The sequence below is a fragment of the Jiangella anatolica genome, assembly GCF_003236295.1.
In the GTDB taxonomy this organism is placed as follows: domain Bacteria; phylum Actinomycetota; class Actinomycetes; order Jiangellales; family Jiangellaceae; genus Jiangella; species Jiangella anatolica.
The window spans coordinates 38,607-48,338 of record NZ_POTW01000050.1 but is presented as its reverse complement, the minus strand read 5'-3'; the positions used below and the strand labels follow the sequence as shown (position 1 = coordinate 48,338).

Annotated in this window: 9 protein-coding genes and 1 pseudogene; 8 read left to right on the top strand and 2 right to left on the bottom strand. The window is 73.6% G+C overall.

Annotated features, from left to right (window positions below; all coding sequences use genetic code 11):
• Positions 1–87: 87 nt before the first annotated feature.
• The 5 genes and pseudogenes from C1I92_RS19605 to C1I92_RS35335 form a co-directional block, all read left to right on the top strand.
• Positions 88–909 (top strand): annotated as a pseudogene (locus C1I92_RS19605) (ATP-binding cassette domain-containing protein); the annotation flags it as partial.
• 33 nt (positions 910–942) lie between these two features.
• Positions 943–2,235 carry an alkaline phosphatase family protein gene (locus C1I92_RS19600; RefSeq protein WP_111256328.1) on the top strand — a complete coding sequence of 431 codons (1,293 nt, stop codon included), beginning with the start codon at positions 943–945 and terminating at the stop codon, positions 2,233–2,235.
• Entirely contained in the window at positions 2,232–3,137 is a 906-nt protein-coding gene (locus C1I92_RS19595) for an aminoglycoside phosphotransferase family protein (protein WP_111256327.1), read from the top strand. The genes C1I92_RS19600 and C1I92_RS19595 overlap by 4 nt, the downstream gene beginning before the upstream one ends.
• 37 nt (positions 3,138–3,174) lie before the next feature.
• On the top strand, positions 3,175–3,816 hold the full coding sequence (locus C1I92_RS19590) for a ribonuclease H family protein (RefSeq protein ID WP_199521392.1): 642 nt from the start codon (positions 3,175–3,177) through the stop codon (positions 3,814–3,816).
• A 68-nt stretch (positions 3,817–3,884) separates the two neighbouring features.
• The gene (locus tag C1I92_RS35335; protein ID WP_267896760.1) at positions 3,885–4,019 is read left to right on the top strand and encodes a hypothetical protein; all 135 of its coding nucleotides are present in this window, start codon (positions 3,885–3,887) and stop codon (positions 4,017–4,019) included.
• 28 nt (positions 4,020–4,047) lie between these two features.
• Here the strand turns inward: C1I92_RS35335 and C1I92_RS19585 are convergent, their stop codons facing one another.
• Positions 4,048–6,594 carry a polysaccharide lyase family 8 super-sandwich domain-containing protein gene (locus tag C1I92_RS19585; RefSeq protein WP_111256325.1) on the bottom strand — a complete coding sequence of 849 codons (2,547 nt, stop codon included), beginning with the start codon at positions 6,592–6,594 and terminating at the stop codon, positions 4,048–4,050.
• A 111-nt stretch (positions 6,595–6,705) separates the two neighbouring features.
• Between C1I92_RS19585 and C1I92_RS33930 the strand changes: the two genes are divergently transcribed.
• From C1I92_RS33930 to C1I92_RS19570, 3 genes are read left to right on the top strand one after another with little or no spacing between them, the layout of a single operon-like run.
• On the top strand, positions 6,706–6,858 hold the full coding sequence (locus C1I92_RS33930; protein ID WP_158564205.1) for a hypothetical protein: 153 nt from the start codon (positions 6,706–6,708) through the stop codon (positions 6,856–6,858).
• Positions 6,859–6,868: 10 nt separating this feature from the next.
• On the top strand, positions 6,869–7,507 hold the full coding sequence (locus C1I92_RS19575; protein WP_199521391.1) for a class I SAM-dependent methyltransferase: 639 nt from the start codon (positions 6,869–6,871) through the stop codon (positions 7,505–7,507).
• A gap of 53 nt (positions 7,508–7,560) precedes the next feature.
• Positions 7,561–9,072 carry an HNH endonuclease signature motif containing protein gene (locus tag C1I92_RS19570; RefSeq protein WP_158564204.1) on the top strand — a complete coding sequence of 504 codons (1,512 nt, stop codon included), beginning with the start codon at positions 7,561–7,563 and terminating at the stop codon, positions 9,070–9,072.
• A 36-nt stretch (positions 9,073–9,108) separates the two neighbouring features.
• On the opposite strand, the gene C1I92_RS33420 is transcribed toward C1I92_RS19570, so the two are convergent.
• Complete coding sequence (locus tag C1I92_RS33420; protein ID WP_146605205.1) at positions 9,109–9,711, bottom strand: hypothetical protein; 603 nt, start codon at positions 9,709–9,711, stop codon at positions 9,109–9,111.
• Between the last annotated feature and the right edge of the window lie 21 nt (positions 9,712–9,732).

Sequence of the window (9,732 nt, the reverse complement as noted above, 5' to 3'; positions counted from 1 at the left end):
AGCTCGAACACGTCGGCGATCGACCTGCCGCGGACGAGGTGGCGCTGCGCCTCGTCCTTGAACCGGCGGCCGCGGCAGACCTCGCACACGGTCGTGACGGGGGTGGCCGGGTCGGGGAAGTCCAGCCTGATTCGCGGCCACCTGCCCGCCGTCCGCCCGGACGCCGTCATGCTGGACCAGAGCCCGGTGCGCGGGTCGCGGCGGTCCAGCCCGGCGACCTTCACCGGCATGCTCGACCCGATCCGGACGCTGTTCGCCCGCACGACGGGCGCGCCGGCGGCGCTGTTCAGCCCGAACTCCGACGGCGCCTGCCCGGAGTGCCAGGGCGCCGGGGTGATCTTCACCGATCTCGCGTTCATGGACGGCGTCACGACCGTGTGCGAGGTCTGCCGCGGCCGCCGGTTCAAGGACGAGGCGCAGCGCCACCTCGTCCGCGGCAGGTCGATCGCCGACGTGTTCGAGCTCAGCGTCGCCGAGGCGCTGGAGTTCTTCACCGAGAAGGCGATCCGCGCGGTGCTGCTGCGGCTCAGCGACGTCGGCCTGGACTACCTCACGCTCGGGCAGACCCTCACCACGCTGTCCGGCGGCGAGCGGCAGCGGCTGAAGCTGGCCAGCGAGCTGGTCGTCGGCGGCAAGCTCTACGTGCTCGACGAGCCGACCACCGGGCTGCACCTCGCCGACGTCGAGCACCTGATCGCGCTGCTGCATCGGCTGGTCGACGAGGGCAACACGCTCATCGTCATCGAGCACAACCTCGACGTCGTGGCGGCCGCCGACTGGGTGATCGACCTCGGCCCCGGCGCCGGCCACGACGGCGGCCGGGTCGTGTTCGAGGGCACGCCGGCCGCGCTGGCCGCGGACGGGTCGACGTACACCGGTGAGTACCTGGCCCGTTATCTCACCGACTGACCACGTTCACTCCGGGCGGGAACGCTCGCCCCCATGGGAACCATCTTGAGCCGTCGCGCCGTGCTCGCCGCCGGCGCCGGGACCGCCGCCGCGCTCGCGCTGCCCTCCGTCGCCGCCGCGGTGGAGGGCGCCGGGCGTGGCTCGGCCCGGCACGTGGTGCTGATCGGCTGGGACGGGTTCGACCCGGCCTACCTCGACCTGGTCGAGACGCCGCACCTGGACGCGCTGACCCGCCGCGGCGTCCTCGGCACCACGACCGGCTGCTTCCCGTCGATCACGAACACGTCGTGGGCCAGCGTCGTGACCGGCGCCTGGCCGCGCACGCACCTGAACACGCCGTACTTCCTCGACCGGGCGACCGGGCGGGCGGTGAGCCAGAGCAGGACGCTGGAGGCGCAGAGCATCGCCGAGGCGGTGACCGCGGCCGGCGGGACGGTCGCGTCGGTGCAGTTCTTCATCGTGCAGAACCACGGCGTCGTGTTCGGCGACCCGCGGGCGCTGTACGTGCAGCCCGGCGGGCCCGGCCCCGCGCGCATGGACCTGGCCGCCGACATCCTGCACGGACGCCCGGTGCGCTCCGGCACGACGACGGTCACCGTCGAGCAGCCGCCGACCCTGCTCGCCGTCTACGCCGACGAGCTCGACGCGCTCGGGCACGCCGAGGGCGCGGAGTCGCCGGGCATGGGCGCCCGGCTGGCCGCGCTCGACGCTGCGCTGGGCCGGCTCGTGCAGGCGACGAAGGACGTCGGCATCTACGGCAGCACCGCGTTCGTGCTGCTCGGCGACCACGGCATGACGACGTTCACCCGGGCCTTCGGAGCGGACGTGCTGACGGCGCTGAGCGCGGCCGGATTCGCGCCGGAGTTCGTCGCGCCGGGCGCCGCGCCCGCGCCGTCGACCGACGTGGCGATGGTGGTCGGCGGGGTCGCCAACGTGTACCTGCTCGGCGCCGCCCGCACGCCCGACGCGATCGCCCGAGCGCGGGCCGCGCTGGAGTCCGTCGGGCCGGTCGAGCGCGTCCACGGTCGCGGTGAGCTCGAAGCGTTCGGCGCCAGCCCGCTGCTCGGTGACCTGGTGGCCGAGCCGGCCGCCGGCTGGTCGTTCGGCCTGACCGACCCGGACGGCCCGCGCGGCTACCACGGCCGGACCGGCGAGCGGGAGGCCGCGCTGCTGGTCGCCGGGCGGGGCGTCTCGGCGCGGGCCCGGCTGGACGGGGCGCGGCACGTCGACATCGCTCCGACGATCGCGGCGCTGCTCGGCATCCCCGCGCCGGCGCGGTCCGAGGGACGGGTACTCACGGAGGCGCTGCTTACGATGCCGGGGTGAGTCCCGACGCGGCGCCGGCCGCCCTGGTCACCTCGTACGGGCGCGACGACGCCGGCCGCGCCTGGCTGGCCGAGCTGCCCCGGCTGCTGGCGCACGTTCTGCAGACCTGGGAGCTGCGCCCGGACGGCCCGGCCGGCAACGGGATGGCGGCGCTGGTCCAGCCGGTGGTCAGGGCCGACGGCACGCCGGCCGTCCTGCGGCTGCAGCCGGACAACGAGGAGTCCGCGGCCGCCGTCATCGGGCTGCGGACGTGGTCCGGCGACGGCGTCGTGCGGCTGCTCGCCCACGACGGTGGCGCGATGCTGCTGGAGCGGCTCGACGGTGACCGGCCGCTGTCGTCGCTCCCGTCCGACGACGCCGCTATGACCGTGCTGGGCGAGCTGCTGGCCCGGCTGGTCGCGGTGCCGGCGCCGGACGGCCTGCCGCGGCTGTCCGAGGTCGCCGCCGCGATGGTGGCCGACGCCCCCGCCGCGGCGCCGTCGCTGGCCGACCCCGCCGAGCGGCGGCTGGTCCAGACCTGCGCGGCCGCCGTCGCGGACCTGCTGCCCGAGTCCGGCGACCGGCTGCTGCACTGGGACCTGCACGACGAGAACGTGCTGGCGGGAGAGCGGGAGCCGTGGCTGGCGATCGACCCGGTGCCGCTGGCCGGCGACCCCGGCTTCGACCTCTGGCCGGCGCTGAACTCGCGCTGGCCCGCCGCCATAGCCGACGGGGTGGAGCGGACCGTGCTGCGCCGGTTCGACCTGCTCACCGAGCTGGTCGGTGTCGACCGGCCGCGGGCCGCCGGCTGGACGCTGGGCCGGGTCCTGCAGAACGCGCTGTGGGAGATCGAGGACGGCAAGGCCGCGCTGGACCCCGCCGATGTCGCTCTCGCGGGCGTCCTGCTGCGGCGCCGCGGGTAGGGTGCCGGGAGTCCGTTCGTCGAAGGGAGAGGCGCTCGTGCTCGCGAAGTACCCCGGCCGGTGTGGTGCGTGCGGTGGAGACATCCACCCCGGCGACGAGCTCGAGAGCTCGGGCAGCGGCCGCAACCGCGCCTGGGTGCACGCCGCCTGCGCCGGCGCGCCCGCGCTGATCCCGGTGCCGGACGACGCCGCCGCTCCTGCCGCCAAGCCGGCCCGGGCCAAGCGGCCGCGGCCGCCGGCCATGGAGGCGCCCGAGGGCGCGGTCGAGGTCTACACCGACGGCGCCTGCTCCGGCACCCCCGGGCCCGGCGGCTGGGCCTGGGCGGTCTCGCGGGAGCGGTTCGCGGCCGGGTCCGACCCGAGCACGACGAACCAGCGGATGGAGATCACCGCCGCGCTGGAGGCCGTCAAGGCGCTGGACGGCCCGCTGGTCGTCGTCAGCGACTCCGCCTACGTGGTCAACTGCTTCCGCGACGGGTGGTGGCGCAACTGGCGCACGCGCGGCTGGGTCACGTCGACCAAGTCGCCGGTGGCCAACCGCGACCTCTGGGAGCCGCTGGTCGACCTGGTCGAGCAGCGCGGCGACGTCGTCTTCCGCTGGGTCAAGGGCCACTCCGGCGACCCGATGAACGACCTCGTCGACGAGCTGGCGGTCGCCGCCAAGATCGCGCAGTCCTGACAAGGGCGCATGAGGCGTACTGTGGGCAGCACAAGGGGCTGATCAGGCTCCCCGAGCAGGGAGCATCCATGGCCGACAAGTCGCCGCGACAACACCTGTCCAAGAAGGCTGGCAAGTCGCTCAAGGAGAAGCGCGCCGACAAGGCCGCCAAGGCCGAGGCGAAGTCCAAGATCGAGATCATCCCGACCACGAAGAAGCGCTGACCCGCCACCTCGGGTCCGGAGCGCTCGCTCAGCCGCGCAGCGTCACGGTGCGGGATCGGCCGTAGGCCTGCCGGGTCACGACGGTCAGCAGCGTGCCGTCGGCGGTCTGCCGGACGGTGACGTCGCGGTCGCCGGCCACGCGGGTCAGCGTTCGGCCGGTCACGAGGACCTCGACGACGTCGCGGTCCATCGTCGGGTCCGAGACGGCGACGGTGGTGAGCCGGCTTCTGCTGCGCATCAGCACCGACGCGGGTCCGTCGACGCTCAGCCCGCCGGCGTCGTGGCGGCCGGCGGTGAACGTGTTGACGCCGGTCAGCCGGAGGCCGGTGTGACAGACGGCCTGGAGGTCGGTCGTGTTCGCGAGCACCTCCAGCGGGCCGGCCGCGTACGCCGTCAGCGCCGCCTCCGTCGCGTGCGGGACCAGCGCGTACGCGTGCGACGACGGCGCGGCGCCGGCCGGGTGGTCGATCGTCACGCCGAGGACGCGTTTCGTCACCGCGGTGTCCGGGTTCGCGGTGCGGACGACGCGGCGGCTGCGGGTGACGGTGTCCAGGCCGACCCGGACCGGCTGCGCGGACAGGAACACGTAGCCGACGGCCGCGTCCTGCGCCGGGTCGGCCCACCGCAGCCAGGCGAGGTCTGCGGTGCCGGGTCCGGTCCACGTGCCGCCGCCGCGCAGCGCGCCGGTCACCGTCACCGGGTCGGCGGCCGCAGCGATCCGCGCGTCGACCGTCGTCGTGACGGCTCGGCCCGCGTCGTCGCCGATCCCCGCGGCGAGCACCACGATCTCGTCGTCGAACAGGAACCACGACTTCGTCGCGGTCGCGTTGCGGTAGACGACGAAGCCCTCCGGCAGGATGCCCTGCTGCTTGTCCGCCCACGCGACGTCGCTGGAGAGCACCAGCGACGCGGCGCCGTACGCGCCGAGCGTCGCGCCGCCGGAGTGGCCGTTCGTGCCGCGCGGGAAGTACACGTAGGTGTTCTGCGATGTCGACGACGAGGTGAAGTTCAGCGGGTGGCCGGGGTTGTCGTAGTACGGCGTGCCGTAGAGCTGCGGGATCGTCCGGCGCTCCTCGACCGGCGCCGTCACCCCGGCCAGGCCGTACGGCGACACCGTCGTGAAGTAGTCGACGCCGAACGCCTGGGTCTGGTCCTGGCCGGACAGGTACAGGTAGTGCGCGCCGTCGCCCTGGAACCACGGCATGAGGTTCTCGCCGCTCATGTACTCGTACTTGCTGATCCGGTCCGAGCTGCGGGCCAGCGCGAACGCGTAGCCGGGGCGGCGGTGCACGGTCTTGTCCATGGCGTTGAACGCGACGCAGCGCTCCGCGGGGTTCAGGTCCGCCGGCTCGACCGACGGGTCGGCGACGAGGTCGGCGTAGCTCGCGATGCTGACCGGCGACACGAACGTCGCCGGATCCAGCGCCGCCCGCGACGTCGACCGGATGGACTTCACGTAGCCGCGCAGGGCTTCGGCGTCCGCGGAGTACCCGGCGAGGTCGACGATCGCCTCGACCACCTGCGCGACGTCGGTGTACCCCGTCGACGTGCGCGAGACCGACCGCCCCTTGACGATCTCCATCATCCAGCCCTCGAAGATCAGCGGCGCGAACCCGTCGGTCACCCACCGCTGCACGACCGGCACCAGCGCGGCGCCGTCGGCGAACCCCGTCCCGGCCAGGATCTTCAGCGTCTGCACGACGCGGGTGAGCAGCGCCCGGCCGTACGCGCCGGTGTAGGCGACCGAGTGGTGCTGGATGAACGAGCCGTCCGCGTAGTAGCCGTCGGTGTTGCCGTGCTGGAGGGCGTACGGGTCGATGGTCGCGAAGACGGTGAGCTGGTCCTCGATCGCCTTGCGGATGCGTGCCTCGTCGCCGAGCAGCGCGCCCTGGATCATCCGGTTGGTGGTGATGTCGGCGAGGTTGGCGCCGGTGTGGAAGCGCGAGTCCAGGTTCACGTCGCCGTCGATGCCGTTGCGCAGGTAGGCGTCCATCGACGCGACGTAGGTGGTGATCAGGTCGGCCGGGGCGTTCTCGCCCAGGAGGGCGAGGGTCTTGCCGACGTGCGTGGAGATGCCGATCTCCCAGGTGAACCAGTTGCCGTAGTAGCCGGCGGCCTGGTCGCCGTAGTAGTGGTCGTGCAGCCAGGCCAGGCCGTCGCGTGCCTCCTGCCGGGCGGCGGCGTCGCCGTGAAGTTGGCAGCCGGGAGTGGCGGTGGCCAGGGCGATCTCGTAGAGGTGCTGGTAGGACGCGTTGAGGTTCGGGTCGCTGGCGCCGAGCGGCAGGCCGGCGAACAGCTCGCTCGGTCCCGCGTTCTGCCGGGCGGCGCGCCAGGTGGCGGCGGTCCGGTCGATGGCCGCGAGCTTGGGCGCGACGGCCGGGTGCGTGTTGACGTCGGGGGTGCCGGCGAAGATCGCGACGGTGTTCGCGAGCAGGCGGTCGGTCCCCGGTGTGGCGGCGGCGGGACCGGCTTCGGGGCCGGCGCCGGGCCGGCCCGCCGCCCGCGGCGGATGGACGACCGCGGCCAGCCCCGCGGCGGCCAGGATCGACAACACTCGGCGGCGGCTGAGCTCCACGGGTCCTCCTCGGCAGAGGTCTAGACCTGACAGAGCGGAGTCAAACAGACGAACCGCCGCATCGGCAAGCGCTTGCCGATGCGCGGACGCGTCATCGGCGAGGATGGGCGCGTGCACGATCGTCCCGATCTGGTCGCGCTGGTCCAAGAGGATGGGCCGGTGCTGTTCGCGTTCCTGCTCGCCGCCGGGTTCGACGGGCCGGAGCGGACGTCCGACGGGATCGCCGCCTTGATGCGGGGCGAGGCTGTCGGTGGCGACGGCTAGCGTCGGGCGGGTGACCGAATCCGCCGTTCGCGAGTCCTACGACACCGTCGCCGACACCTACGCCGAGCGTTACCCGGCCTCCCGCCTGGGGCCGCTCGGCCATGCCATGCTGCGGGCCTTCGCCGAGATCGTGCTGGCCGAGAGCCCGGGTCCGGTCCTCGACGTCGGGTGCGGGCCGGGCGCGTTGACGGCGGAGCTGGCGGGTCAAGGGCTCGACATCCGGGGGATCGACCTGTCGCCGCGGATGGTCGAGCTGGCGCGGGCCGCACATCCCGAGCTGCGGTTCGCCGTCGGCTCGATGGCGGCGCTCGACGCCGGCAACGGTGAGCTGGGCGGGCTGCTGGCGCACTTCGTCACCCAGCACACGCCGCCCGACCAGCTACCCGCCGTCTTCGCCGGGTTCCACCGCACGCTCGCAGGCGGCGGTCACCTGCTGCTCGGCACCCACCTCGGCGCCGACGAGCACCTGCGCCCGGAGCAGGGCTACGGCGGGCACCCGGTCTCGTACGAGTGGTGGCTGCTGCCGGCCGACCACATCGTCGGCCTGCTCACCGCCGCGGGGTTCGAGATCCGTGCGCGGCTCGACCAGCCCAACCCGAGCCACCCGGACCGATCGTTCGCCTACCTGCTGGCCCGCAAAGACGGCTGAGAAGACCGACGTCAAGAGGATGAATCGAACGTGCGACTGGTAGGATGCTACGTATGGTCATCATGATCGACGCGGATGCGGCGGCCGTGCCCGCCGGGCTGTCGTGGTTCGACGAATGCGAACCCGCCTCCGACGTCTCGTGCTGGCTGGCCGACGGGGAGTTCGTGCCGGTGACCGAGGTGGTGCCGACCACCCGGACGTCGGCGGTGGCGGCCATCCGTGCGGAACTGTCCGCACTGGCAGTCGTGGACGATCACGGGGCCGCAGCGGTGGCGGCCGGTGAGCTGAGCGACTTGATCGTCTCGTGTCAGCGGGTGATGTCCCAGGCGCGGGCCCTGCAGGCGACCCTGGCCGAGGAGTTGGCGTCGCGCTCGGAGCTGGCGCCGGCGTCGTCGGCGGCCGAGTTCAGGTCGGTCAGCGCCGAGTCGTGTGCCGCGCTGGAGGTGACGGCACCGCTGGCGCTCACCTCGGGACAGGCGGAGTATCTGGTCAACGAGTCGGTGCGGCTCGTGCGCGACTTCCCAGCCACTCTCGCCGCGCTGGCACGGGGCGATCTCGACGAGCGGCGGGTCAGGGTGATCCTCGCCGAGCTGGGCCGGCAGGATCGCGAGGTTGCGGCAGCGGTGGAAGCGGCCGTCATCGGCCGCGCCAGTGAGCAGAACACGACCCAGCTGCGGCGTAGCGTGAAGCGTCTGCTGCATCGGCTGGCACCTGAGCAGGCCGAGGAGAGGCGGGCGCGCGCAGCTGCGGATCGGCACGTGCGCGTGTGGCCGGCCGAGGACGGTATGGCGTGGATCGAGGCGCTGATGCGTGCCGAGGACGCGGCCGCGATCGAGGCGGTCCTCGACTCGGGCGAGAAGGCGCTGAAGCGGCGCGACGCCGATACCGGTGACGCTCGTGCCCGCACCCGCGACCAGCGTCGTGCGGACGTGCTGGCGAAACTCGCGTGGGCTGCCCTGACCGAGGGCCGCATCGGCCCGACCGGCGACGGCTCGGTCCAGAGCCCGGTCCGCGATGTGGCGGGCGCGTTGTCACTGAGTGGTGCACATGGGCGCCCGGTCGCGGTCCAGGTCACCGTCTCGCTCACGACGCTCGCCGGCCTCGACGAGGAACCAGGCGACCTGGACGGATACGGGCACGTCCCGGCCCGCGTCGCGCGCGAACTGGCCGCAGCCGGGATCTGGACGTGGGTGGGCTGTGATCCGGTGACCGGCGCCGTTGTCGACCACGGACGGACCCGCTACACCCCCACCCGCGACCTCGTCGACCACGTACTGCTCCGCGACCGGACCTGCAGGGCGCCGGGGTGCGCGGTGCCCGCGGTCCGCTGCGACCTCGACCACGTGCACGCCTACGGCGCCGGCGGGCTCACGTGCCCGGCGAACCTCACGCCGCTGTGCCGCAAGCACCACCTGATCAAGCACCACGGCCCGTTCGCGGTCGACCGGCCCGAACCGGGCACGCTGCGCTGGACCAGCCCCACCGGCCGGACAACCAGCCGCGGGCCCGACCGGCCCGGACCCGTCCACGACCCGCCTCCAGGGACCGACGACCCGCCGTTCTGACCGCGTGCCCCTGCGATCGGTCAGGTCGCCCGACCCTCAGTCGACGACGAACCAGTCGCCGTCCTGGTAGGCGAGGACGCTGTCGCCGAGCTGATCCGCGGTGAAGGTGACGTCGGCGACGATCGCCTCGGCGGGGATGATCACCTGGCCCGGCGCGCTGTCGTCGACCAGCTCGGGATCGATGGTGGCGGTCGCCAGCGCCGCCGACTGCTCCTCCGAGAGCATGCCGGCCATCATCGGCATCGTCGACTCGCACGGCCCGAAGCCGTCGGCCTCGGCCTGGGCGGCGGCGGGTCCCGCGATCGCGCACATCGTCGCGACGTCCGCGGCGCCGAGCGCGTGCAGGAACGTCTCGAACCGGGTGATCGCCGCCTCGGTGGTCTCCTCCGAACCGGCGGCCGGCGGCGCCGCGGGCGTCTCCGTGACCGTCGGCGTGGTCTCGCTCGGCGACGGCTCCGACGACGGCTCCGACGACGGCGGCTCCGACGGCGACGACGGCGCGGAGGTCGCAGCCGGCGACTCCGACGACGACCCGTCCGCCGACGAATCGTCGTCGTCGGAGGAGGAACCGCAGGCAGTGAGGGCGAGCAGCGCCGACGCGGACAGCAGGGCGGCGCGGCGGGCGAGCGAGAACGACATCAGCACGTCCAAGTGCAGGGA

Bases quoted from the DNA above. Each gene is read 5' to 3' on its own strand.
- C1I92_RS19600 (WP_111256328.1), top strand. From the start codon at position 943: ATGGGAACCATCTTGAGCCGTCGCGCCGTGCTCGCCGCCGGCGCCGGG.
- C1I92_RS19570 (WP_158564204.1), top strand. From the start codon at position 7,561: ATGGTCATCATGATCGACGCGGATGCGGCGGCCGTGCCCGCCGGGCTG.
- C1I92_RS33420 (WP_146605205.1), bottom strand. From the start codon at position 9,711: ATGTCGTTCTCGCTCGCCCGCCGCGCCGCCCTGCTGTCCGCGTCGGCG.
- C1I92_RS35335 (WP_267896760.1), top strand. From the start codon at position 3,885: ATGGCCGACAAGTCGCCGCGACAACACCTGTCCAAGAAGGCTGGCAAG.